The organism is Nonomuraea sp. NPDC050451 (assembly GCF_044458585.1).
Map to the genome: position 1 here is coordinate 70,701 of NZ_JBITHZ010000039.1, position 22,087 is coordinate 92,787.

General features: G+C 68.3%; 24 protein-coding genes. 9 read left to right on the top strand and 15 right to left on the bottom strand.

Annotated elements, in window-relative coordinates:
• Positions 1 to 435 carry an Lrp/AsnC family transcriptional regulator gene (locus tag ACIBI9_RS56145; protein ID WP_397235633.1) on the top strand — a complete coding sequence of 145 codons (435 nt, stop codon included), beginning with the start codon at positions 1 to 3 and terminating at the stop codon, positions 433 to 435.
• A gap of 493 nt (positions 436 to 928) precedes the next feature.
• Here the strand turns inward: ACIBI9_RS56145 and ACIBI9_RS56150 are convergent, their stop codons facing one another.
• On the bottom strand, positions 929 to 1,666 hold the full coding sequence (locus tag ACIBI9_RS56150) for a VOC family protein (RefSeq protein ID WP_397235671.1): 738 nt from the start codon (positions 1,664 to 1,666) through the stop codon (positions 929 to 931).
• Between the two features lie 444 nt (positions 1,667 to 2,110).
• Between ACIBI9_RS56150 and ACIBI9_RS56155 the strand changes: the two genes are divergently transcribed.
• Both ACIBI9_RS56155 and ACIBI9_RS56160 read left to right on the top strand, forming a co-directional pair.
• The gene (locus tag ACIBI9_RS56155; RefSeq protein ID WP_397235634.1) at positions 2,111 to 2,572 is read left to right on the top strand and encodes a GNAT family N-acetyltransferase; all 462 of its coding nucleotides are present in this window, start codon (positions 2,111 to 2,113) and stop codon (positions 2,570 to 2,572) included.
• A gap of 193 nt (positions 2,573 to 2,765) precedes the next feature.
• Positions 2,766 to 3,545 (top strand): alpha/beta fold hydrolase, encoded by a 780-nt coding sequence (locus ACIBI9_RS56160; protein WP_397235635.1) that lies wholly within the window; start codon positions 2,766 to 2,768, stop codon positions 3,543 to 3,545.
• A gap of 7 nt (positions 3,546 to 3,552) precedes the next feature.
• Here the strand turns inward: ACIBI9_RS56160 and ACIBI9_RS56165 are convergent, their stop codons facing one another.
• Positions 3,553 to 4,263 carry an IS630 family transposase gene (locus ACIBI9_RS56165; protein WP_397235636.1) on the bottom strand — a complete coding sequence of 237 codons (711 nt, stop codon included), beginning with the start codon at positions 4,261 to 4,263 and terminating at the stop codon, positions 3,553 to 3,555.
• Positions 4,264 to 4,302: 39 nt separating this feature from the next.
• Positions 4,303 to 4,611: a transposase gene (locus ACIBI9_RS56170; protein WP_397235672.1), complete on the bottom strand. Its 309-nt coding sequence runs from the start codon at positions 4,609 to 4,611 to the stop codon at positions 4,303 to 4,305.
• Positions 4,612 to 4,807: 196 nt separating this feature from the next.
• Here ACIBI9_RS56170 and ACIBI9_RS56175 point away from each other — a divergent pair, with 196 nt between their 5' ends.
• The gene (locus ACIBI9_RS56175; RefSeq protein WP_397235637.1) at positions 4,808 to 5,014 is read left to right on the top strand and encodes a hypothetical protein; all 207 of its coding nucleotides are present in this window, start codon (positions 4,808 to 4,810) and stop codon (positions 5,012 to 5,014) included.
• Positions 5,015 to 6,518: 1,504 nt separating this feature from the next.
• Here the strand turns inward: ACIBI9_RS56175 and ACIBI9_RS56180 are convergent.
• The 4 genes from ACIBI9_RS56180 to ACIBI9_RS56195 all read right to left on the bottom strand — a co-directional run bounded on the left by ACIBI9_RS56180 (position 6,519) and on the right by ACIBI9_RS56195 (position 8,737).
• The gene (locus ACIBI9_RS56180) at positions 6,519 to 6,812 is read right to left on the bottom strand and encodes a phosphotransferase (protein WP_397235673.1); all 294 of its coding nucleotides are present in this window, start codon (positions 6,810 to 6,812) and stop codon (positions 6,519 to 6,521) included.
• Positions 6,813 to 6,915: 103 nt separating this feature from the next.
• Positions 6,916 to 7,083: a hypothetical protein gene (locus ACIBI9_RS56185; RefSeq protein ID WP_397235638.1), complete on the bottom strand. Its 168-nt coding sequence runs from the start codon at positions 7,081 to 7,083 to the stop codon at positions 6,916 to 6,918.
• Between the two features lie 77 nt (positions 7,084 to 7,160).
• Positions 7,161 to 8,420: an FxsB family cyclophane-forming radical SAM/SPASM peptide maturase gene (locus ACIBI9_RS56190; RefSeq protein WP_397235639.1), complete on the bottom strand. Its 1,260-nt coding sequence runs from the start codon at positions 8,418 to 8,420 to the stop codon at positions 7,161 to 7,163.
• A gap of 80 nt (positions 8,421 to 8,500) precedes the next feature.
• Positions 8,501 to 8,737: a hypothetical protein gene (locus ACIBI9_RS56195; protein ID WP_397235640.1), complete on the bottom strand. Its 237-nt coding sequence runs from the start codon at positions 8,735 to 8,737 to the stop codon at positions 8,501 to 8,503.
• Positions 8,738 to 9,549: 812 nt separating this feature from the next.
• Here ACIBI9_RS56195 and ACIBI9_RS56200 point away from each other — a divergent pair.
• Positions 9,550 to 10,854, top strand: a complete 1,305-nt coding sequence (locus tag ACIBI9_RS56200) for a phosphatase PAP2 family protein (RefSeq protein WP_397235641.1) — start codon at positions 9,550 to 9,552, stop codon at positions 10,852 to 10,854.
• A 256-nt stretch (positions 10,855 to 11,110) separates the two neighbouring features.
• Here ACIBI9_RS56200 and ACIBI9_RS56205 read toward each other — a convergent pair whose 3' ends face one another.
• Both ACIBI9_RS56205 and ACIBI9_RS56210 read right to left on the bottom strand, forming a co-directional pair.
• The gene (locus ACIBI9_RS56205) at positions 11,111 to 12,271 is read right to left on the bottom strand and encodes an NlpC/P60 family protein (protein ID WP_397235642.1); all 1,161 of its coding nucleotides are present in this window, start codon (positions 12,269 to 12,271) and stop codon (positions 11,111 to 11,113) included.
• Positions 12,268 to 12,573, bottom strand: a complete 306-nt coding sequence (locus ACIBI9_RS56210; RefSeq protein ID WP_397235643.1) for a hypothetical protein — start codon at positions 12,571 to 12,573, stop codon at positions 12,268 to 12,270. The genes ACIBI9_RS56205 and ACIBI9_RS56210 overlap by 4 nt, the downstream gene beginning before the upstream one ends.
• Positions 12,574 to 13,147: 574 nt before the next feature.
• On the opposite strand from ACIBI9_RS56210, the gene ACIBI9_RS56215 reads away from it, so the two are divergent.
• The 3 genes from ACIBI9_RS56215 to ACIBI9_RS56225 all read left to right on the top strand — a co-directional run bounded on the left by ACIBI9_RS56215 (position 13,148) and on the right by ACIBI9_RS56225 (position 15,479).
• Positions 13,148 to 14,359: a cytochrome P450 gene (locus ACIBI9_RS56215; protein WP_397235644.1), complete on the top strand. Its 1,212-nt coding sequence runs from the start codon at positions 13,148 to 13,150 to the stop codon at positions 14,357 to 14,359.
• A 323-nt stretch (positions 14,360 to 14,682) separates the two neighbouring features.
• Positions 14,683 to 14,868: a hypothetical protein gene (locus tag ACIBI9_RS56220; RefSeq protein ID WP_397235645.1), complete on the top strand. Its 186-nt coding sequence runs from the start codon at positions 14,683 to 14,685 to the stop codon at positions 14,866 to 14,868.
• A 20-nt stretch (positions 14,869 to 14,888) separates the two neighbouring features.
• Entirely contained in the window at positions 14,889 to 15,479 is a 591-nt protein-coding gene (locus ACIBI9_RS56225) for a GDSL-type esterase/lipase family protein (protein WP_397235646.1), read from the top strand.
• Between the two features lie 282 nt (positions 15,480 to 15,761).
• Here ACIBI9_RS56225 and ACIBI9_RS56230 read toward each other — a convergent pair whose 3' ends face one another.
• The 6 genes from ACIBI9_RS56230 to ACIBI9_RS56255 all read right to left on the bottom strand — a co-directional run bounded on the left by ACIBI9_RS56230 (position 15,762) and on the right by ACIBI9_RS56255 (position 21,067).
• Positions 15,762 to 16,532 (bottom strand): hypothetical protein, encoded by a 771-nt coding sequence (locus tag ACIBI9_RS56230; RefSeq protein WP_397235647.1) that lies wholly within the window; start codon positions 16,530 to 16,532, stop codon positions 15,762 to 15,764.
• A gap of 278 nt (positions 16,533 to 16,810) precedes the next feature.
• A complete protein-coding gene (locus ACIBI9_RS56235; protein ID WP_397235648.1) occupies positions 16,811 to 17,704 on the bottom strand; it encodes an alpha/beta hydrolase in 894 nt (297 codons plus the stop codon).
• Positions 17,705 to 17,722: 18 nt separating this feature from the next.
• Positions 17,723 to 19,048: an MBL fold metallo-hydrolase gene (locus tag ACIBI9_RS56240; RefSeq protein ID WP_397235649.1), complete on the bottom strand. Its 1,326-nt coding sequence runs from the start codon at positions 19,046 to 19,048 to the stop codon at positions 17,723 to 17,725.
• A gap of 34 nt (positions 19,049 to 19,082) precedes the next feature.
• The gene (locus ACIBI9_RS56245) at positions 19,083 to 19,913 is read right to left on the bottom strand and encodes an NAD(P)H-binding protein (RefSeq protein ID WP_397235650.1); all 831 of its coding nucleotides are present in this window, start codon (positions 19,911 to 19,913) and stop codon (positions 19,083 to 19,085) included.
• Between the two features lie 21 nt (positions 19,914 to 19,934).
• Complete coding sequence (locus ACIBI9_RS56250; protein ID WP_397235651.1) at positions 19,935 to 20,615, bottom strand: SDR family oxidoreductase; 681 nt, start codon at positions 20,613 to 20,615, stop codon at positions 19,935 to 19,937.
• Positions 20,612 to 21,067 carry a nuclear transport factor 2 family protein gene (locus tag ACIBI9_RS56255; RefSeq protein WP_397235652.1) on the bottom strand — a complete coding sequence of 152 codons (456 nt, stop codon included), beginning with the start codon at positions 21,065 to 21,067 and terminating at the stop codon, positions 20,612 to 20,614. Before ACIBI9_RS56255 ends, ACIBI9_RS56250 begins: the two co-directional genes overlap by 4 nt.
• An 82-nt stretch (positions 21,068 to 21,149) precedes the next feature.
• Here ACIBI9_RS56255 and ACIBI9_RS56260 point away from each other — a divergent pair, with 82 nt between their 5' ends.
• Positions 21,150 to 22,028 (top strand): LysR substrate-binding domain-containing protein, encoded by an 879-nt coding sequence (locus ACIBI9_RS56260; RefSeq protein WP_397235653.1) that lies wholly within the window; start codon positions 21,150 to 21,152, stop codon positions 22,026 to 22,028.
• Positions 22,029 to 22,087: the final 59 nt, after the last annotated feature.

Sequence of the window (22,087 nt, forward strand, 5' to 3'; positions counted from 1 at the left end):
ATGGACGCCCTCGACCTTCGTATTCTCGCCGAGCTGCAGGTCGACGCCAGAGTGAGCTTCGCCGAGCTGGGCCGCCGGGTCGCCCTGTCGGCCCCCGCGGTGGCCGACAGGGTGCAGCGGCTGGAGGAGTCGGGAGTGATCACCGGCTATCGTGCCGAGGTCGACCCGCGGGCGCTGGGTTTTCCGGTCACGGTGATGGTCCGGATCCGTCCGGCGATCCGCGAATTGCAGCGCATCTCCAAGATCGCCCAAGAGGTTCCCCAGATCGTCGAGTGCTACAGAATGACCGGGGACGACTGCTTCTACTTCACGATGCACCTGCGGGCGGTCGACGAGCTCGAACCGATCCTCGACCTGTTCACCCCGTACGGTCACACGACCACGTCTCTCATCCACACTGCGCCCGTGCCACGCCGCCCCCTGCCCCTGGAGTGAGACTCGGCGCGGTCTCCCGGTGTGCCGACGGGCGGGACCAGCTCCAGGGCTGCGACCGGGCCCCGCTCAGCCGCGCAGGATCACCGGCGTGACTCTGGCTCGTGCGCATCCTGCTTCGATACGGAGCAGCGGGAAGCTGATTTCCAGCTCAGGGCTTATTTGGCGGCTGGTGCCACGTTGGTTGACGGCGGTGTGACCAGGGCAGCAGGTGGCTTGCCCTCGGGGCATGCCACACGAGGTCTGCCCCCGCCGAAGTCAGCTCGTTCTTGGGCAGAACGGTCATTGGCCGGCGGTGCTCGGCGGTCGAACCGGAGCATGGCTGATCTCACGGGCGAGAAGCGGCCCCACCTCGCTGCCGAGGATGGCGGGCGCTCGTCACAGGTCGACGTCAGGACGGCGCCGGCCAGGCGGCGAGAGCCTCGCTGTGCGGGAAGATGCCGACGACACGTCGCCGAGGAGCCGTTGTACGCCCCGCAGGTGAAAAGGCTCCGCGTCAGGCCCGACCGAGGACGCAGAACTCGTTGCCCTCCGGGTCGGCGAGGACGATCCACGGGACGTCGCCCTGGCCGACGTCGGCGGGCGTCGCGCCGAGAGATTGCAGCCGGGCCACCTCCGCCGCTTGGTCGTCAACAGGGTGCGGCAGCAGGTCGAAATGGACGCGATTCCACACGGTCTTCACATCGGGCGTGCGGCGGAACTCCAGATACGGGCCGACACCCTGGGCGGAGCGCAGCAGCGCATGATCGTCGCTCACCTCGTGGAGGGTCCAGTCCACCGCCTCGCCCCAGAACCGGGCCATGGCCCGCGGGTCCGCGCAGTCGACCACCACCGCGGCGATCGGCCCGGTATCCCGGTAGATCTCCCGAGGCTCCAGCACGCAGAACACGTTGCCCTCCGGGTCGGCCAGGACCGTCCACGGGACATCACCCTGGCCCACGTCGGCGGGCGTGGCACCGAGCTCCTTCAGGCGCGCGACCAACTCCGTCTGATGGGCCGCAGAGGTGGTGGCGAGTTCGAGGTGCACGCGATACTTCACCGTTTCGGGGTCCGGGACGGTGACGACATCGATGTAGAAGGCGGCGGGGTCCGGCCAGACGAAGCCTTCGGGCTCGAGGTTGGTCACGCCAGGTCCCTCGCTGGAAACACCCCAGCCGAGCGCCTCCGCCCAGAACCGGCCGAGCGCCGAGTCGTCCCGAGCTTTGAAATTCACCTGAACAAGTCGCAGTGCCATGCCGCCGATCATAGGCCCAGGTGGATGAGGCACCGCGTCCGCGTTCGCCCGCTAAGGGTGGGTTCGTTGCCTGGCTGGGCGAGAGGTTGCCGTGTCAGTTCGCGGTACAGCACGGTGCGAACTGACCGGCGGGGTGGGTCAGCCGCCGTTCTCGTCCCGAGGACGGCCACCGTACGGCCGCGCTTCGCTTCGGGCGCTCTAGGCGGCGGGTTGGCAGCGATGAGGACGAGCCAGAAACGCCCAGGACCCGAGAGGGTGGGGCGGGCTCGATGATGTCCTGAAGGTCACCGGCCTCGAGGCGGTGCCCAGCGGCATCGTCGGAAGGACGGGGCGGCAAACCGTATCCGCTCCGTCGGTGTCGGGGCAGCGGGTGGCCGAGGGCGGCATCCGGCGACAGCGTGCGCGGCGGCCAGGGCGAGGTGACCGTAGGGCAGGATGGGCGCCATGATGGAGATCAACTTCTTGACCGAATCCGACCGCGCCTGCTGGGAATCGCTGGCCCGTGGCAAAGACACATACTTCAAGGTCGAACGCAGCGACGACGACTACGAACGGACCTGGCGACGCCTGCTTGACGACGAGCAGATACGCGGGATCACCGCCCGGCTGGACGGCAAAATGGTCGGCATCGCGCACTACCTGTTCCACGCCAGTGTCTGGTACGCCGGGAGATGCTATCTGGTGGACTTGTTCGTGGACGCGGAAGTCCGGCGGCGGGGTATCGCGACGGCAGTGATCGAGTGGGTGGCGCGGGACGCCAAGGAGCACGGCTTCCCAGGTCTCTACTGGAACACGTTGGAAGACGCTCCGGCTCGCGCGCTGTACGACAAGGTGGGCAAGTTCCACAAGGGGCACGTCCTCTACACCTACCGGCGTGACGCGAACCAGACCTCCGCCCAGCGCTGAGGGGCGACCAGGATAGGGCGATCTCGACGAGACCGACGACAGCCAGCGGAACGATCCCCTCGACCGCTCGAGTCGATCAGCGAACGGGCATCTAGTGTCCTGTCTTCGAACATTGACCCGATAATTGATCTCGCACGGTGAACCCGTCAGGCCGAAGCTACTGTGGAAGTGGTGACCTCCAGGGAGGTGGCGGATGGCCGAGGGTGTACTCAAGCACGGACTGCCGTACTACACGGTAGGCGCGGGCAGACCGCTGGTGGCGCTGCGGTGGTTCGCGCCGGAGCACACCAACCCCACGGGATGGGCGCTCAGGGCGGAGCTCAAGGTGATGGGCCCGCTCGGGCGGCACTTCGAGATGTACGCGGTCAACCGCGCACCCGGGATGGTGGCGGGCACGACCATGGCGGACATCGCCGCCCAGCACGCCGAGGCCCTGGCCGAGCGGTTCGGCGAGCCAGTGGATGTGCTGGGCATGTCGTCCGGTGGGTCGTTGGCGCTGCAGTTGGCGGCCGATCACCCCGAGGTCGTCCGGCGGCTGGTGGTGGCCGGAGCGGCGTACACGCTGACTGCGCGTACCCGCGAGGTCCAGCGGCGATACACCGAGGCGGTGGCGGCCGGCCGGCGCGGCGCCCACCACCAGGCGCCCGTGGTCGGTCGGACCGCGCTCACCAGGGCGCTGATCCGGCCCCTGATGTGGCTCGCCGACCCCATGATGCGCCCGTCCGATCCCCTGGACATGCTCCACTTCGCCCAGGCCGAGGACTCCTTCGACGTCCGCGGCCGGCTCGCCGGCATCGCCGCGCCCACGCTGGTCGTCGGCGGAGAACGGGACCTGGCCTACTCGGTGGAGCTGTTCAAGGAGACGGCCGAGCTGCTGCCGGACGCGCGCCTGATCCTTTACCCGGGCACGGGCCACCTCGGCACGTTCGGCCATGCCCGATTCGCTGGCGACGTGGCGGAATTCTTGGACTAGTGGTCCGTCACGCAACCTTGGCCGGGTAACTGGTCCAACTTCGGATGGGTGAGCTGGCGGCGAAGCTGGTCTTCGGTTGCGCGCGGGCGTTGCGCCAGCGGACGTAGGCGCCGATCGCCGTGTTCTGCTCGTCGTGAGTGCGATGATCGGTGCCGTTGAGGGCGTAGTAGCGCAGCGCGGCGAACTCGGACTCGATCCAGTTCAACCATGAACCGTAGGTGGGCAGGAACACCAGCTCGACATCATGCTCCACGGCCCATGAGCGGACCTGGGGATGTTTGTGCGGCGAGTAGTTGTCCATGATCACGTAGAGCTTCTCGCCGGGCCAGCGGGCACGCAAGGTCTTGAGAGAGGACAAGAACTCCCGCCACCGCTTGCGCCTGCGGATGCGGTAGTACAGCTTTCCGGTGGCAAGATCCAGCGCGGCGATCATGTGCATGACCCCGTGATAGCGGTTGTAGGTAGCCCGCAGCCGGGCCGGGCTGCCGGCCGGTCGCCGGCGTTTGCCCGGACGCGGCATCAGCTTCAGCGGCCCGAACTCATCGACGCAGATCACCCGCCCGCCGGCGGGCGACTGGTCGTATAACTCCAGCACGCGCTGCATCTTGGCGATGAACTGCGGGTCGTTGGAGGTCTTCCAAGTGGTGGTGGTCTGCCAGGTCACCTTGCCCGCACGCAGGATCCGCGACAGATGCCAGCGGCTGATCGAGGTGACCACACCCCGGTTGATGAGGTGCTCGGAGAGGGTGCGCAGGCTTTAGGTGGAGTGGCCGGTGATGCCCCACTCCGCCGGGGCCGTCCTGGCAATCAGGCAGATGTGCTCGCGCGCCTGCTCACTGATCGCCGGTGGACGGCCCCCGCTCCATTTTGGGTCCAACGCGTCGAACCCCCGCTCATTGAAGGCGTGGATGACATCGCGCACGTAGTCGTCGCCGACCTGCATCAACGAGGTGATGTCCGGCACGCTCTGGCCCTGGCCGGACATCATCACCACGATCGCCCGCCGCAGCTTGACCGGGTCCTTGGCGGTCCGGGTGATGCGCTGGAGTTTGCGGCCCTCCTCCATCGACAAGGGTCGGACGAATACATCCGGTCGGCGAGCCACGACCACCTCCAGAGACTCGAGAGAGGCAGCCAGCCTGACGGGTCCACGTCCGAGATCAATTACCGGGTCAACGTTCAGAGACGAGCCACTAGTGTCCTGAGTCAGTAATTCGTCTAGTGTTGCGCGGGTCTCCGGCAAGAATCAGGACGACAAATTCGTGTGGGGCCCGGTCGGCGACCTGAACGACGCTCCCCAGCCGGGCGAGGACGATTTCCGCTGCCACACGTTCAAGGACTGGTGGTGGTACGGCAATATCGACGTCTCCTGGTTCGACATCAACGGCAACTCGAAGGGCGTCACCCGTCAGGCGTGCGACGTCCCTGTGTTCGACATTTCGCCCGCCAAGACCTGTAAGTACTGGTGATCAGTATGAGAGCCTCACTCGTCAAGCTGGCAACGACAGTGGTCGCGGGTCTGCTCTGCGGCGGCGTCCTTGCCTCGCCCGCGTCGGCCGGTTACAACGGCCAGCAGGTCATAGCCTGCTTCGAAGGACACCCCAAGGCCACCAACATCACGGTCTACGGCGTCAACCAGGACGGCAACAGGGTCACCTCGCCTCACGAGAACCTGTACGCGCCCACCGCGGAGGGCAAGTGCCGTACGGCGGGCACGAACGGCAAGGTCGTCATTCACCTCTGGACCGCGGCGGGGGGGGGGGGGGGGGGGGGCGCCGGGGGGCCGCCGGCGCCCCCCCCCCCCCCCCCCGCCCCCCCGCGGGGCCCCCCCCCCCCCCGCCCCCCGGCCCCCCCCCCCCCCCCCCCCGCCGGAGGCGGCCCCGGCGTTGGGGGGGCCCTCCCCGTCTTGTACTTAATGCCCGGGGGGCGGGGGGGGGGGGGGGGGGGGGCCCCCCCCCGGCCCCCCCCCCCCGCGGCCCAGACGTGGGCCGAGGACTGGACCTGGTGCCCGACTCCCCGCTAAGGATGAGTAGGTAAGGATCAGAAGGCCGGTGGACACCCACTGGCCTTTCTTTTTCCGCAGTCGTACCGGCTCGCATAAAGATGGGCGGGGTGCGGCCGGGCGCGTCCAGTCCGCGGGGCAGGGATCATCCCACCGGCATCGGCGAGGCAAATAGGTCGACCCACCGCTCGGGTTGACGTCACCAGAGGAAAAGTAACTCTCAGTGTTCGCGGCGACGGCCCCCCTTGGGGAAAACGGGCGCTCGACGTTTGGTCAGGGTGTCCGCGCGGCCGTGGCGATCCGGTCTGCATACACCCGGTACGCTTTGCGCCCGGCCGATGTGGAGCCGTCCTGGTGAGGGCACGACGTCGCCAGGCGCCGAAGCGCACCGGATAGGTGCGTGGTTGCAGCATGCGCAGCGAGATGCTCGGCGCCCACAATGGCGGTCAGGCTTCGGCGACTCTCGTCCGCGCCAGGTCCTCAACGGTGAAGCGGCAGGTCGGACAAGCTCTGGGCAATTCTTCCCAACGACCATGGGCGTCGTTCGTGCGAATCTTCGCCGACGTCCTTCACCCGCGACTGCCCGCCGGACGGGCCTGATCAGGCGTACTCGACTTATTGACCAGTAGGGGAAGAAGCAGATGATCAATAGCTCTGCTGCCTCACACGCTCTGAAGGATCGCCTGGCGGAATGGTCGCTGCAGACCGGGATAACGGTGGAGATATGGCCTTTGCCGAAACAGCCGCTTCCCGCCCGCTCACCGAGATCGTCCATGGCGCGATCCGTGACGTTGTGCAGGAGGCGGAACGGTAGGCACAGGCCCGTACCGTCTCCATTGCCCTCACCGTGGCTCCCGGCGGGCTCCGCTTGACCATCAACGATGACGGTCTCGGTACGTCGGCCGAGGCGTATGAGGCTAGTCTGCGTGGCAGACGGGTCGAGCTCGCAGGAATGGGCGGCGGCCTCACCGTCAATGGCGTACCAGGAGAAGGCACCACGGTGAGCGCCACAGTACCCCGAAGGGCCCTCGGCTAGTTTTGGGCTGGCGCGTCCAGCACATCCGGGGCATGTCACTCAGGTCGATGCCAGGCCGCGCCACCATCGCCACCGGCAAGCTCATCCTTGACGCGCCGGCGAACAGGGCGCCGAAGTCGATCACGCCGCAGATGGTGCCGTCCGCGGTGAGGACGTTGGCCGGATGCAGATCGCCGTGGAGCCACAGCGCCGGGCCTGCCCAGTCGGGCGCAGCGTCCCAGACCGCGATGCCGTTCCACCAGAAGCGACATGATGGTCACTTGCAGTGGGGTGCGCATGAGCCGCTGGACGGTGGATTCGGTGGCCGCGTCGGTGATGCGTTCGATGACGCATCACGGTGTCGTGGTGGTGCCGTACGGCGGCCAGTCGTCGCGCGTTCCCTGGTGGAAGGATTGCAGTTCCAGAGCGAGGTCACCAAGCGTGAACTGCGTCTGCTGCTCGCCCAGGCGGCGGCCTTCGATGACAAGCCGCTGATACCGATCGTGGGTGACGTAACCCAATCATGGTTGGCATGGCCCGCTCTCCTTTTACCGCGGTGTGTTCCACAGGGCGGGATGCGGACCGCCAGTTCCAATGCTCAGAGGGCCGCCGCACGCTCGGCCCTCAACCGTTCCACGTCGGCGAGCACCCGGTCGCGGATGTGGCAGATCAGTTTGGCCAGATCGGCGCAGTAGACGGAAGGATTGAGAAATCCCGAGCCGGCGCGGTATCGCGTGCTGTACTCGCCGGCCCCGCAGATATCCCGGATCGAGCAGGAAACGCAGATCGGCGACAGGCCGGCCACCTTTCGTTGCCGGGCGACGACGCCCGGAAGGAGTCGCGCGTCGTCGAACGTGTTGCGAAAAACGTTCAAGCCGGTGCATGGGGCGCCCTCGTAGGCGGACTTCAACGCGTCGCCGAGTTCGATGGTTCCGTCGCTTTCGATGACGATGAGCTGGAACGGGTTGAGCCCCAGCCCCTCGGTGTAGGCATGACCGCCGAGGCACAACGTCATGATGTTCTCGAAGAGCCTGACACCGGCCGGAAGCGGCACCGTGGAATACCAGCGCTCGAAGATCGGTATCAGCCAGTCCGCATATGCGACGCCTCCGTCCCCGGCGGTCCATCCCGGTGGAGGAGACGACCAATTGCCAAGCGGCAGCAGGAAGTCGACGGCCGGCGCCCCGGTGGCGAGCAGCGCCTCATAGGTGGTCAGGGGGTCGTTCTCCAGGTCGATGGTGCACAGCACAAGGTCGAAGAGGTCACGGTAAGCGGGGCGGTTCAGAACCTCGATGCCGCGCATCACCAAGTCATGGCTGCCGCGGCCGTTGGCGTACTTGCGGTGACGGTTCTGGGCTTCCCTGTCGCCGTCGAGGCTGACCGTGACACCGATGCGGTGTTCGCGCAGGACGTTCAACAGGTTCTCGTCAGAAAGGAGCACGCCGTTCGTGGTGGTGACGAGTCGCAGCGGGACCTCGGACGGCGCGGCGTTCCGGAAGGCTCGCGCCGCGTACGCGAACTGATCCGCTCCGGCGAGCAGCGCTTCGCCGCCATGCATCCTCACCGACGCTCCCCCGATTTCGTCGGCGTGAGCCCGCAGGTGCTCTCCGAGCCGGAAGGCGACCTGGTCGATCGTCTCGCGTGACATGGCCACCGGTTTGTTCTTCCAGCTCTGGTCGGCCATCTCGTACATGTAGCAGTAGTCACAGGCCAGGTTGCACCGGCCGTGGAATTTGAGAGCGAATTCCACGAAGGGCAGAGGGCGCCAGTACGGATCCGCAAGCGCCTGATCGGTCACGTCCTGAGTCGGCCATTCGGCGGCTCGCTCTTTCACCTGCACGATCGGTAGCTCGATCACGATGTCCTTCGCCTCTCTGCCCGTCGTGTCCCAGTAGGCCTCTACACGGCCCGATCAGCCACGGGAACGAACCCGCTCCGTCACCTGTTGAAAGTGCCGGCAGGACGGAAGATGTCGTCGTCGGTGGTCACCCGGTTCAGCACCGCACCGAGCGCGCTGTTCTGGTCGGAAGTCGCCGCGACCTCGGAGAGATTCGCCTGAGAGGACTCGGCGGCCGAAGCGGCACCGGCGGCTCCGACCCCGACCGCGGACGCGGCAGCGAACGCGGCGGCCGTCAAGGCCACCTTCCGTACGAGATTTCCTTCACGTTCCGACATTGGATACTCCTTTCCATACGGCTGGACATCGACCTGCCGCCATAGCGATCCCGACCCCGGCCAGTGATGTCCTGTTTCGGTTGGATTAATCGAAGTTGATCACGACAGCCGGACGGTACCGCACCCCCTCACAGAGTCGCTACAAAACCACTACACAGCCGATTCTTCGATGCCCGGCACCAGAAGGTAATCCAAGGTCAGCCTCTTAATCAGCCGCGTTTGGATAGTCCTTTCGACCCCCCAAAGCGATCTTCTGGTAACGCTCGGAGCGGGACAAAAGACCTTGACTGCCAAGGATTGTCCCGTCCTGTAATCGCAGAAAGAATGCGCAAGTTGTGGTCACGGGGTGTGGTGACCGTTGCGGAGATCGTCGAGGCTGCCGGGGTGGAGTCGCGGCGGGTCGGGCTTGTGAGCCGGTCGAGGGTGCTGACAATGCGGCCAGCGGGGAACGGGCAGGCGTCCGACCGGCACCACCCACTGGTTCCATGCCACAAGCGGTCGCGGGAGCGGAAGATGATGGGCGGTGGCGAACCGGTCGACGCGATGTAAGGCGTGGAGCAGGGCGCACCGGTTTTACCTGGCCGGAGACGCCGGCTGACCCGACGACCCACTGGCCGTTGCGCCTGGCGCGGTCCCGTTCGTGGCCGAGCGACTCAGCCTGGATCCTGCGCACTTCGCCGACTACGGCCAGCGGCGTCGTGCCACGCTGCCACTTTCGCCGAAACGGGCCTCAGTGTCATCGGCCTGGTCGGCCGACGTGGCAGTTGTTCGCGCGCTGGCTCGATCGGTGGCGGTCGGAGTAATTTCCTATCATGGTCAAATTACGTTACGCCGGATGGGCAGGCGTCCTCCCGCGCAAGGCCGTTCGCTTATCCGTCGCCGGGATCATCGCTGTCGGGTCTCCGATCGGACTCGGCTCGTCGTTCGCAAACGCGTCGACTTCGAACACGCCTCCCAATTCTGTCATCATCTGGGACAGAAACGCCCAGACGGCGATTTGGGACATTGCCGGCCAGCAACCGCAGGTCCAGGCGCGCAGCTTCGCGATGGTGCACGGAGCCGTTTACGACGCCGTAAACGCGATCGCCGGCACTCCCTATCAGCCGTACCTGATCGCGCCGCCTGCCGATGGGACCGAGTCGACGGACGCGGCCGTCGCGACCGCGGGCTTCCTGGTGCTGAACGCTCTGTTCCCAGAACAGCGAGCGAGGCTGAAGACGCAGTACGACGAGGCGCTGGCCGTGATTCCGGACGGTACCGCCAAGCAGCGCGGAATCAGCGTGGGCACTCAGGCGGCCTCTGCGATGAACGCCGCACGGCAGAACGACGGAGCGTTCGGAAACCAGACCTGGACGGTGGGCACCCAGCCCGGTCAATGGCGGCCGGCGCCACCCACGTTCGCCTCCGACGGAGCCTGGGTCGGTGACCTCAAACCGTTCCTCATCCGCAGCGCCTCCATGTTCCGCACGTCCGGCCCGCCATCGCTCACCAGCCACCGGTACGCCCGGGACTTCAACGAGGTCAAGACCATCGGCTCGGCGACCAGCACGGTCAGGACGTCCGACCAGACACAAGCGGCGATCTGGTGGCACGACCGGCACCTGGCCGAATGGGAGATCAAGCGCCAGCTGGCGACGAAGCGGCAGCTGAACACGTTGCAGACGGCGCGGATGTTCGCGATGGTCGACCTGGCCGAGGCCGATGCCACGATCGCCTGCTACAACGAGAAGGCAGCGTGGAACTTCTGGCGGCCGGTCACCGCGATCCGCCTGGCCGACACCGACGGCAATCCGAGAACGGCGGCCGATCCGAACTGGACGCCATTGCTCGTTACACCACCGCACCCCGACTACACGTCCGGACATACCTGCTTCACCTCGGCGAGCATGTCGGCGTTGGCGTATTTCTTCGGCCGCGACGACATCCCCTTCAGCGGGTACAGCGCCGCCTCGGGTACCACCAGGTATTTCCGCAGTTTCTCGCAGGCGCTCGCCGAGGTCGTCGAAGCCCGCATCTGGGGCGGAATCCATACTCGAACGGCCGACGTCGAAGGCGCGAAGATCGGCAAGAAGGTCACCGCTTTCATGGTCGCGCACTACTTCAAACCGAAGGGGTAAGACCTCGGCACCCGAACGTCACCGTGAAAAAGCCGTACACGCGACTTTGATCCAGGGCGGCGATCCGTTCGCCGTCACGGATGCTGCCCGCCGGAAATGGCGGGGAGCACAACATCTGCCACGCGGGCGTCGGTGGAGGCACACCAGAGAACCGGTCACGTAAAGATCAGATGATCTTCTGTCACGCCCTTACATTGGGTCGCGAACGGCCACGTCGAGCCGGGCTTCCAGTCCGATTCCAGGTGCGTGCCAGGGGTCAGCTGGTTCCCGGCCGCGTGAAGCCCATGGGGGTGCGGCTGTACGGGGCGATCTTGACGTCGGAGCCCGTTCTGGGCGCGTGGATCATTGTGCCCTTCTCGGGGTCGAGCACGATGCCCACATGGTCAGCGGTGCCGTCACCGTTGTTGTCGAAGAAGACAAGGTCTCCGGGCTGCACGTTGCCATCAGGGATGCGCGGTCCGCGCATCCACTGGTCGTGCGCGACCCGGGGGATGGCGGTCCCCGCGGCCTCGTACGCGCGCAGGGTCAGCCCGGAGCAGTCGAAGGAGCCGGGTCCTGTCGCTCCCCACACGTAAGGGTCGCCGATCTGCTTGAGGGCGTAGTCGATGACGGCCTGGGCACGAGGGTTGGGCGCCAGGCTGTGGGCGTTCGGCGGGACGGCCAGCGAAGGCGCGCCCGCACCGCCGCCACCGCCGCCGCCACCGCCGGCGCCGCCGCCTGCCCCGTTGACGCCGTTCCCGATGCCATCGCCGGTCGGCAGGCCGTTGCCGTTGCCGTTGCCGTTGTAGGACGCCAGCTGCGTCGTCGGGGTATGGGGCCGGAAGTCCGGGTCGGGGATCCAGCGCATCCCGGACTTGTTGCCCGGGACGAAGTCTTGATCGCCGGGAGCGGGGATACCGGTGAAGAACCGCACCTCGCCGAGGTGTTTGTCGATCTCGCTGGTGGCCTGGCCGAGTACCTCGGCGGCCTTGTCCGTGTGCACCTTGGCGCGCTCGAGGGCGTCGGACACCTGGGACCTGATACTCGTCATCGAGATCGTCGTGCTGTCGGAGTCGCTGCGCTGCTCGTCCAGCCAGGCGCGTTTCTCCCGGTAAAGGGCTTGGACCTCGCCCTTGGCCGTCTCCAGTGCGCTCCCCGCCGCATCCAGCTTGCCGGCGCAGCTGGTCAGGGCCTCACTCAGTGCCGTACCAGACTGGGGATATCTGGCCATGTACTTGGCGAAGTTTTCGGCGGCGACGCCGTTCCACGCGCTGTCCACCCTGTTGACCGCGCGTTTGATGACGCCGGTCTCTGTGGTGATGTCGCTCGCCAGCGTTCGCCATCGCCCCGAGATCTTGGAGATCTGGGCCTGGTCGCCGCTCAGGTCGTCGATGACGCGCTGGATGGGGCTGAGGTACTGGTCCCAGATGTCCGTCACACCTGCTCCGTCCGGGGAACGGTGGGGAGGTCGGCCGTGCGGACGTTGGTGACGACTTGATGGATGGCCGCCTCGACCTTGTTCAGGTTCTGTTGCGCATGGCGTATCTCGGCGTCGATCTTCACCTCGAAGTCGTTGACGGCCTTGGCGAGCTTGTCGGAAACGTTCTCCAGGTCGCCGAAGCAGGAGGTGCTGACGCTCGTGGGACCATCCTCCGCCGCGCTCTTGAACTGGTTCGCGACTCCCTTGGCCTTGGTGGCGCACTCCTCGAGCGTGTCGAAGTAGATCTCAAACCCTGCCACGTGAGTCACGCCTCTACTGTCAGATCAACATCAATCGCCCGACAATCTAACATCCTTGGCCTTTTGTCCGGCCGCGAGCTCATGGCCGGCGCGATGCCTCCCGCCGGCGTTGCGGCCCACTCCCCCGGCCGTGGAACGGCTTGTCCGGCTCATGCCGCTGCTCTCCCTTGTGAGCCACTGTGGGACAGCGCGGTCGGCTCCGGCCCGGCCAACTGGGTGCTGTGGTGTACCACATGAAGAAAGACCTGCGCGTGAGAGGACTCCGTCTTGGGGCGGAGCCTGGCACTGGCCAATGCGCTGGAGACGAGCCCGTCAGGTCGGCGTACGCCACGTTCAAGGGCGAGCAGAGCAAAAGTTCCTGGGCCGACCCCGAAGCCGTCGCCCCGCCGCGCCGACGTGGCCGACCAGCGGCAGCCGGCCACCATGAGCGGGCATGTCCGGTGAGCCTGCCGTCTTCGACCTGTGCGCCGCGAGCGCCCACCTACGCGGGTGGGGTGGCGGTCTTGACCGGCGGCGGCTTGTTGCGTACGTTCCCGGCGAGCTTGTTGGACGACGGCAACGCCCGGAGGCGGCTTTGACAGAACAGTCCAGCACCACATCGACCTGGCCGGACCTTCCTCCCGGACCGTACGGCACCCCTTCACCCGACCTGACCCGCCGCTACGCCGAGGCGCCCATGGAGGCGGCCACGCTGCCGAGCGGCGATCGGGTGCCGATGATCGTCCGGTACGCGGATGTCCGCAGCGTGCTCACCTCGCCGGCCAGCAGCCGTAACCTGCGCGAGCCCGGCCTGCCGCGAATGGTCCGGGGCACGTTCCTGGACGACGATCCGGCGGCGCTGATGAACCAGGATCCGCCGGAGCACACCCGATACCGGCGCATCATGCATGGCACGTTCACGCCCAGGCACATCGAACGCTGGCGGCCCCGCGCGGCGGCCATCGCCGGCGAGTTGATCGACGCGGCCGGCCAGGAGTTCGACATGGTTGCGGACTTCGCCCTACCGCTGCCCGCTCGGGTGATCTGCGAGCTGCTGGGCGTGCCGATGGACCGCTTCGACCAGGTCCGCGGCTGGACGGAGATGTTCCTGTCCACCTCGGACGCGAGCGCTGAGGCCCGGGCCCAGGGGTTCGCCGCGTTCATGGCCTACGCGCGCCAGCTGATCGAGCAGCACCGGGCCGAGCCCGGCGAGGACCTGATCGACCTGCTCATCGCGGCCCGCGACGAAGAGGACGGGCTCAGCGAGGACGAGCTGACCAACATGGTGTTCACGCTGATCCTGGCCGGGCACGAGACGACCGCCTCAATGATCGTCCGGGGCGTCTTGCGCCTGCTCTGCCACCCTGACCAGTACGCCGAGCTCGTGGCGCGTCCCGAGCTGGTCGATCCGGCGGTGGAGGAGATCCTGCGCCACGAGGGGCCCGGCTCCAACGGCATGCTCCGGCGGATCACTGAGGACGTCGAGGTGTCCGGAGGGATCATCCCGGCCGGCAGCGTCGTGCTGCCCAATCTGTGGGCCGCCGACCACGACCCGTCGGTGTTCCAGGACCCGCTGCGCTTCGACGTGCACAGATTCACCGGCGCCCCGCCCATCCCGCACCTGGCGTTCGGCCACGGCCCGCACTACTGTCTGGGCGCGAACCTGGCCCGGATGGAACTGCAGGAGGCGTTCCACGCCCTGGTGGCGCGCCTGCCAGGACTGCACGCGCAGGAGGACCTGTCGGCGGTTGTGTGGAGCGACGGGTTCGTCTACCGGCCACTCCGGTTGGTGGTCAAAGCAGGCTGAGTCCGGCCGGCCTGCTCTCGGAGCCAGAGCGGCTGCGCCGGCCGCCGACAAGGAACGGGACCGGCACCACATGGCCGATCGAGGTGCGCGGTGGTGCAGGCGTCGCGGGACAAGCCGCTGACCGCCGCCGAGCAGCAAGCGAACCGGCTGGCCAGCTCGGAATGCGCGGATGGCCACGGCGAGCACCACGAAGACGGCCTCCAGCGGGCCGGTGGTTCACGCCCTGGCCAACACCGCCCAGCCGGGCATCGGCGTGCTCGACGTCGCCCGGCTGGATGTGGTGGCGGGGGTGCGGTGGGCCTCCTGCCGGGAACCCATGAACGATGAGCCGCTCGTCCTGGATCGTGCTGCGGCACGACCTGGCCCGTGGCGCGGTCCAGCGGGCGGGCATGTGGGAGTACCTGACCGAGATCACCGACGCCGGACGCGAGCGGATCAGCGAAGAGACGATCAAGGAGGTCGAGCCGGGATGGCGATGTGACCCGCAGGCCATAGACTCTAATAACTAAGAGTAACCAATCTTCACCCTGTGCAATCACCACAGGACGGGGATGGCGACCAGGCCTATGCCGATCCAGACTTCGACACCGACCACGACGCGCAGTGGGGCAGGCCGTACTGCGTGGAAATGAACGAGATCGCGGCCAAGGTCGCCGCCCACCGCCCGGACTATCTCCTGGTGCTGCTCGGCATCAACGACCTGTTCTGGTACGACCAAAGCCCCGAGCAGGACGAGGCCAACCTGCGTACCTTCATCGCCGCTGCCCGCACCGGCAATCCGGGGCTCAGGCTGGTGCTGGGCACGCTGCTGGACACCCACAAGGCCAGCGTGGACCCCATCTTCAACGCCCGGGTCAGCGAGTTCAACCGCCGGCTGATCACGACCTCCTGCGACCTGCACACGCCCGAATCGCCGCTCGTCATCGCGGCCACGCACGCCGAATTCGTCGCCTCCGCCCACACCTGGGACGGCACCCATCCCAACGCCCAGGGCGAGCTGCGCATCGCCGCGGCATTCGCCGACACACTGGCCGGCCAGTTCGGCATCGGCGCCCCGTACCCCCGCCCGTTCCCCACCGTCGCCGAGGTCCCCACCACGGCCAAGAAGCTCATCGCGTAGGAGATCCGGTCGACCGCCGCAACCTCCGGTGCTGCGGCCAGAAACGATCACCGCGGCCAGATCCGCCTGGACCTGGCCGCCCGCCTCCAGCCGGCCGCACCGCTCGACGACTGGCAGGCCACCCTCGCCCCCCACATGCCGCCCGCTCAGCCGAGTCGCGAAGCCGTTGTCCCAGCTCACCGTCAGCTCGGCGCTTGGCCTTCGCGCCGGCCGGGGCCGTCTCTGGGGTGCCACCGGAGGCCGACCTTACGGGTCTGCCGCTCCCAGCCCGCCGTGTGTTCTTCAGGACGGGCGCGGCCCCGCCAAGAGCTCGCCGACCTGGACGACCGCGAACTCGACCTGGCCCTGGCCCTCCTCCCAGTTGGCGATCAGCGTGCAGCCCTCGTCGGCGAGCAGGTCGCCGCCCGAGCGCTCGGTTCGCAGGTACATCAGCCCCTCCTCGCCTTCGGTGCAGAAGAAGCTCAGGTGGGCGAACAGCTCGGGCGGCGTGAGGTCGGCCAGCGCCTCCTGCCATTCCTCGGACGCCTCCGCCTCGAGGGGAAGGAGGCTTTCGGGGCCCGTGCCGAGTGCGGTGGCGACCCGCATCGCGTCGAAGAGCGTGCCGTCCGAGACCAGCCGCGGGTGGCACACGGTCCAGGTGCCGCGCAGATCGCACGCGGCGAGGTCGTGGCGCGCCAGCAGGGGAGCCAGGTCGCCGCCCAGGACGAGCCGGCCCGCGAAGCGCGCCGCCGCGAGATCCGCCTCGAACTCCGGCGGCAGCCCAGCCTTGTCGAACTCGAAGACCGACCGGCTCGCGTCGAACTCCAGCAGCGGCTCCTCCACGTCGAAGATCGGGCAGTCCCAGACGACCGGCTCGGCGCCGCGGAGGGCAGCCGGGTTCACCCAGGCGGTGTCCTGCGCGAAGCCGAGCTCGTTGATGAGGTTGCCGCCGAAGAACGTCGCATAGACGGCGTCGGCGTCGAAACTCGCCAGCGGACGGCCGAGCAGGATCTCAAAGGCGCCGGTCAGCCGTTCCAGCCACGGGCCCGAAATGTTCGCAGAAGCGGAGTCCATGCCGGGACCATATAGGCCAGGCCCGTCATTCCGGACCGGGTTCGTCAGAGGCGGGCCAGCGCGTCGGGGTGCCGTGGTTGCGGGCGGATTCGTGGCCTTCCAGGGTGCCGGGACTACTCCCTCAGGGAACAACGCCAAGGACCCCACAGGTCGGCCACGATCCTGATCCAGATCGTCATGCCCGACACGAAGGGCGGAAGGCGCTGAGCGCCATCCACCGGCGCGGTCTGGGGTTGCGAGGTCGGTCCGTAGGACCCCCAGCAAGGCCGAGCGTCCGGCTATTCGCGGGGCAGCGTGCGGGCGAAGTGGGCCGCTGCGGCGTCCACCGCCGTCGTGACCTGCGGTTCCTGGTCGTAGAAGGCGAACTGGTCGCCCCCGGTCCAGACGAACTCCTTGGGCCCGGCCAGCGCGGCGTGGAAGCGCCGCGCCCCGTCCGGGATGGCGGCGTCCTCGCTGTGGACGAGCAGGACGGGCTGGGTGAGGCGGGAGGCGAGGGAGATCGAGTCGTAGCCGAGCCAGCCCGGCCATGCCATCACCGCGAAGCGGTTGGGCCACTGCGGGAGGCCGCCGCGGTCGGGGTTGAGGTAGAAGTCGATGTCGAACGGCATGGCGGCGCGAGGGTCGGAGCCGCTGACGACCGGCACGTACTCGACCTCGCCGGTCGCCTCGTACGTCGCGCGTGCCCGTGCGGCCTCGGCGAGCTTGCCCGCGACGCCCTCCTCGCCGCCGTACACCTCCCGGCAGATCTCGGGGTCGTGCAGCCAGGGCGCGACGAGCGCCAGCGACCGGATGCGGGGATCGTCGACGGCGTTCCCGCTCATGTACATCGCGGCCGCGCAGACGCCGAGGGCGCCGAGACGGGCGGCGTTCACCGCAGGATGGTCGGCGAGGAAGGTGACCGCGTGGTTGATGTCGCGGACCTTCCGTTCCGGCACCTCGTAGTCGCGCGGCTCACCCTCGGATTCGCCATAGCCGGTGAAGTCGAAGGACAGGGCGGCGAACCCGCGGTCGGCGAGCCGTTCGGCGTACCGGTCGGCCATCAGCTCCTTGACGCTCGTCCAGGTGCCCGCCACCACGATGCCCGGCGCCGGATCGGCGCCGTCGGGCAGGAACAGGTTCCCGGTCAGCGCCACGTCGCCTGCGGAAAACTTCACCTTCTGCACGGTGGTCATGAACGTTGGCTCCTTCGATCAGTTCGCATAGGTCAGTTCGGCTTTGGTGATGGACGAGCCGTCGACGGTGAAGGCGTAGTAGGCGTTGAAGCCTCCCTGGCCGCCGGGGGCGAAGCGCACCAGGAGACGCTGGTGACCGGGCCGGTTCTCGGCGACCTCGATGACGGTCAGGCTGCCGCCCATGACCTCGGCCCGGGCCCAGTCGCGGATCGCGGCGCGGCCCTTGAAACGCCGCCCGACGTCAATGAGCTCCGCGTCGGCGGCGAACGCTCCCGCCAGCGCGTCGAGGTTTCGGCCGTTGACCGCGGTGACGTAGGTGCTCACCGGCGCGAGCAGCCCGCCCGTCCCTTGCCGGGGGGTGTCTGCGCAGGCGGCAGGCGTCTTCGCGGGGTCCTCGGCGGACAGCTCCCGCGCGACGGCCTTGATGTTCTCCTGCACGATGGTCGGAAGGTCCGCGACCGGAGGATAGCCGGGGTAGGCGCGGTCCAGCTCGGCGATGATCGACCTCTGCTCGCCGGGGCCGACCGTCCTGCCCTCGGGCGAGTCCGGCGCGACGGCCGGCCGGACCAGGCCGCGGAATGCCCGGAGATACCGGCGCTGCTCGTCGATCAATGCGCGGGCCGGGCCTGCGGCGCCGTGTCCCGGGTACATCGTCCCGGCCCCGGGGAAGCGCCCGCCGAGCTGATCGAGGATCTGGAGCCAGCCACAGCTGGTCCCCTCGATCAGCGCGGGCGTGACCTTGCCGGTCGCCAGGTCGCCGGAGAAGAGGTCGCCGGTGTCGGGACGGTAGTAGACGTCCGCGGTGTCGGACTCGCCGTGGGCGAAGGTGGCGGTCTCGAAGCGGAGGCCGCCGACCTGCAGCGGTGCGCCGTCCTCGAAGGTCCGGTCGGCGTAGGTGAGCTTGGCGGGGAAGTCCGCGTTCGCCGAACGGGCCAGCGGGTAGAAGCCCCGACCGTCCTCCCGCATCGTCTTGTCGGTCGCCTTGGACGCGTAGATGGGGGCCTTGGGGAACGCCTCGTGGAAGGCGCCCGCCCCGCCCACATGGTCGGGATGGGAGTGGGTGAGCAGGATCGCGGCGACCGGCTTGCCGGTCTTCTTGATCTCCGCCACCGCTTTGCGGGCATCGGTCGGCGTGCGCAGGGTGTCGATGAGGACCAGGCCCTCCGGTGCCTGGATCCAGTAGGTGTTGACCGAACCCGGGTTGGACGAGGCGAAGCGTCCCGGCTCCGCCTTTTGCGCGGGCGGCGCCGCGGGCTTGCCGTCGTTCGAACAGCCCGCCACCGACGCGATCGCGCATGCGGCGGCGGAGCTTGCGGCGAGCAGGCGCCGCAATCTCTGGTTCATCTGGAGCCTTCGTGGAGTCGGATGCGAGGGGGGTTCAGCGGAAGTCGTCCGCGTGGGCCTGTGCCCACTGCGCGAAGGTGCGGGGCTCGCGGCCGGTGACCTCGCGGACGGTCGGGCGGACGATCGACTCGTCGAGCGAGCCGTTCACGTAGAAGTCGAAGAACGCGTCCACGTACTCGACGGGCATGGTGGCGAGCAGGTCGGCGCGCGCCTCCTCGTTCGTCAGGCCCACGAACTCAAGATCGCGGCCGAGGACCTCGGCCAGCACGGCGACCTGGTCGGCCGGCGGCATCGCGACCGGACCGGTCGGCCGGAGGATCTCGCCCCGGTACTCCTCCGACAGCAGCGCGCGGGCGGCGACGGCCCCGATGTCGTACGGGTCGACGCTCGCCGTACGGACGTCCGGGAAAGGGACCCGCACCCGATCACCGGACCGCAGCTGCGGCAGCCAGCGCAGCGCATTGGACATGAACGCGCTCGGTCGCAGGAACGTCCACGGCAGCCCGGACTCCCGCACCGCGAACTCGGACGCGGCCATGAAACGGGTCACCGCGTTGGTCATGTCGCCGCTCCCGGCCGAGCCGCCGGACAGCAGCACGACCTGTTCCACTCCCGCACGCCGGGCCTCGGCCACCAGGCCCGGCATGTCCTCGTACCCGGGGAGCAGGAACACCGCGCGGGCCCCGCCCAGCGCTCCGGCCATGCTCTCCGGCCGGTTGAGGTCGCCCGTCACCGCCTCGACGCCGTCCGGCAGCGGTACGGTGTCCGGCTTGCGCACCAGCGCCCGGACGGGTTCACCGGCTGCGGCCAGGGCCCGGACCACTTCGGAGCCGACGTTGCCTGTCGCACCCGTCACCAAGATCATTTCATTTCCTTCACAGGGTGGTTACCAAGGGAGGGGACGGCCGTCGCGGAAGAACCCGCCGGTCGGGCCGTCGTCGGGCAGTGTGGCCGCCCAGACGACGCCGGCCGCGCCCTCGGAGACGGGACGGCCGCCCGGGCCTCCCATGTCCGTCGCGACCCAGCCCGGGCAGATCGCGTTCACGAGGACGCCGTCACCGCGAAGCTCCGCCGCCAGCATGCGGGTCAGGGCGTTGAGGGCCACCTTGGTGGTGCCGTACGCCGGGGTGCCGCCGCCCATGTTGGTCAGCGAGGCCGCCTCGCTGGACACGTTGACGATCCGGGGGTGCGCGCTCTCGCGCAGGAGCGGCAGCAGCTCCTGGATCAGCCGCCAGGGACCGTACAGGTTCGTCTCGGCGGCCTCGCGGACGACGTCCAGGTCGGCGGACGCGCCGCTCTGCCAGGTGTCGTAGGTGATGGCGGCATTGTTGACCAGAACGTCCAGCCGCCCGTACCGCTCGGCGACAGCGGCCGCCACCCCCGCGATGTCCTCCCCGGAGGTGACGTCGAGCCGTAGCGGGACGACGTCACCTCCGAGCTGCCTGGCCGCGGTCTCGGCCGCCTGCGGCGATCGGGCGGTGAGCAGGACGGTGTGGCCGAGCGCCGCCAGCTGGCGGCAGACCTCCCGGCCGATCCCCCGGTTGCCGCCGGTCACGAGAGCGATCATCCGTTTCCCGCCGCCAGGGACATCAGGTTCCGGTTGCCGTCGGCCCAGGTGGCGCTCATCACCACAGCGGCGATCTTCCACGCGCCGTCCGACCGGACCAGGTCGAAGCGGTAGGTGCCGCCCAGCGTCCACAGCGGCGAGCCGAACGGATCGGTGAGGCGGTGCGTGGCCTGGAACGACGCCGTGCAGAGCGCGGTGTCGCCGTCGACGGTCACCAGATGGTTCGTGATCAGGTGCTGCGTGGCGTCGAACGCGCCGAGCAGGCCCGACCATGCCTCGACGATCTGCGCCGGCGTCAGCACGACAGGCTCGCCGCCGTTCAGGCTGGTGTAGTCCAGGGTCACCGAGTCCGCGAACACCTCGCCCAGGCGGTCCCATTCGCGCTGGTCGGCGTGCCATGCCATGCGGGTACAGGTCTCGATGATCGCCAGGCGATCCTCCGTGGTGCTCATGTGGCAATCGTGGCGTCGACTTTCCCCGCACGTCCAATATCTGCTGTAATAGCCAACGGCTATGGATGCTCATCTGCGTGACATGAGATATTTCGTGACCGTGGCGGAGGAGCTCAGCTTCACCCGCGCGGCCGAGCGCCTGTTCATCTCGCAGCCGACGCTCAGCAAGCAGATACGCCAGCTCGAAGAGCTGATGCGGGTGAGGCTGTTCGAACGCGACCGGCGCACGGTGCGGCTCACCGCGCCCGGAGAGGCGCTGCTGCCGGCCGCCCGCGAGCTGCTCCAGCAATGGGACGAGGCCCAGCGGGCCGTCGCCGACGCCGCCGCCGCCGAAGCCTCACGGCTGACCGTGGGCATCTCGACCAGCGTCGGACGCGGCCTCTTGAGAACGCTGCGGGACCGGTTCACCGAACGCCGGCCGGGATGCGACCTGCGACTGCGCCAGGTCAACTGGACCGACCCCACGGCGGGCCTGGCCGAGGGCGAGGTCGACGTGGCGTTCGTCTGGCTGCCGTTTCCCGGTCAGGACGATCTCAACGTCCGCGTCGTGGCCCGAGAGCCGCGCTGGGTTGCGTTCCGGCACGACCACTGGCTGGCCGGACGGGACGAGGTCGACTTCGCCGCCCTCCTGGACGAGAAGTTCCTGGCACTGCCCGAAAGCGCCGGCCCGCTCCGCGACCACTGGCTCGCCACCGACGAGCGCGGCGGGCGGCCACCGGTGGTCTGCACGACCGTGACGAACGCCGAGGAGACCTTCGCGGCACTTGAGAGCAGCGACAACATCGTCCTGCTCGCCGCCGGCAACGCCGAGATCTACCGGCGGCCGGGCATCATGACCATCCCGGTCACGGGTCTGTCCCCGAGCGTGCTCGCCCTCGCGTGGCGGCGCGGCGATCACCGCAGCACCATCCGCGACCTGGTCGACGCCCTGTCCCCCGAGCCGCAGCGCCCCCCGACGTGATCCCCCGTACGCTCCTGCTGGCCTCCTGGAAACGCCGGCGGGGGCGCTGAACCCCTTCG

What these genes read in the sequence shown, in the direction of transcription:
- ACIBI9_RS56145 (WP_397235633.1), top strand. Translation starts at nt 1, where the DNA reads ATGGACGCCCTCGACCTTCGTATTCTCGCCGAGCTGCAGGTCGACGCC.
- ACIBI9_RS56150 (WP_397235671.1), bottom strand. Translation starts at nt 1,666, where the DNA reads ATGGCACTGCGACTTGTTCAGGTGAATTTCAAAGCTCGGGACGACTCG.
- ACIBI9_RS56155 (WP_397235634.1), top strand. Translation starts at nt 2,111, where the DNA reads ATGATGGAGATCAACTTCTTGACCGAATCCGACCGCGCCTGCTGGGAA.
- ACIBI9_RS56160 (WP_397235635.1), top strand. Translation starts at nt 2,766, where the DNA reads ATGGCCGAGGGTGTACTCAAGCACGGACTGCCGTACTACACGGTAGGC.
- ACIBI9_RS56170 (WP_397235672.1), bottom strand. Translation starts at nt 4,611, where the DNA reads ATGGAGGAGGGCCGCAAACTCCAGCGCATCACCCGGACCGCCAAGGAC.
- ACIBI9_RS56195 (WP_397235640.1), bottom strand. Translation starts at nt 8,737, where the DNA reads ATGTCGGAACGTGAAGGAAATCTCGTACGGAAGGTGGCCTTGACGGCC.
- ACIBI9_RS56200 (WP_397235641.1), top strand. Translation starts at nt 9,550, where the DNA reads ATGGTCAAATTACGTTACGCCGGATGGGCAGGCGTCCTCCCGCGCAAG.
- ACIBI9_RS56220 (WP_397235645.1), top strand. Translation starts at nt 14,683, where the DNA reads ATGAGCCGCTCGTCCTGGATCGTGCTGCGGCACGACCTGGCCCGTGGC.
- ACIBI9_RS56230 (WP_397235647.1), bottom strand. Translation starts at nt 16,532, where the DNA reads ATGGACTCCGCTTCTGCGAACATTTCGGGCCCGTGGCTGGAACGGCTG.
- ACIBI9_RS56235 (WP_397235648.1), bottom strand. Translation starts at nt 17,704, where the DNA reads ATGACCACCGTGCAGAAGGTGAAGTTTTCCGCAGGCGACGTGGCGCTG.
- ACIBI9_RS56240 (WP_397235649.1), bottom strand. Translation starts at nt 19,048, where the DNA reads ATGAACCAGAGATTGCGGCGCCTGCTCGCCGCAAGCTCCGCCGCCGCA.
- ACIBI9_RS56245 (WP_397235650.1), bottom strand. Translation starts at nt 19,913, where the DNA reads ATGATCTTGGTGACGGGTGCGACAGGCAACGTCGGCTCCGAAGTGGTC.
- ACIBI9_RS56250 (WP_397235651.1), bottom strand. Translation starts at nt 20,615, where the DNA reads ATGATCGCTCTCGTGACCGGCGGCAACCGGGGGATCGGCCGGGAGGTC.
- ACIBI9_RS56255 (WP_397235652.1), bottom strand. Translation starts at nt 21,067, where the DNA reads ATGAGCACCACGGAGGATCGCCTGGCGATCATCGAGACCTGTACCCGC.
- ACIBI9_RS56260 (WP_397235653.1), top strand. Translation starts at nt 21,150, where the DNA reads ATGAGATATTTCGTGACCGTGGCGGAGGAGCTCAGCTTCACCCGCGCG.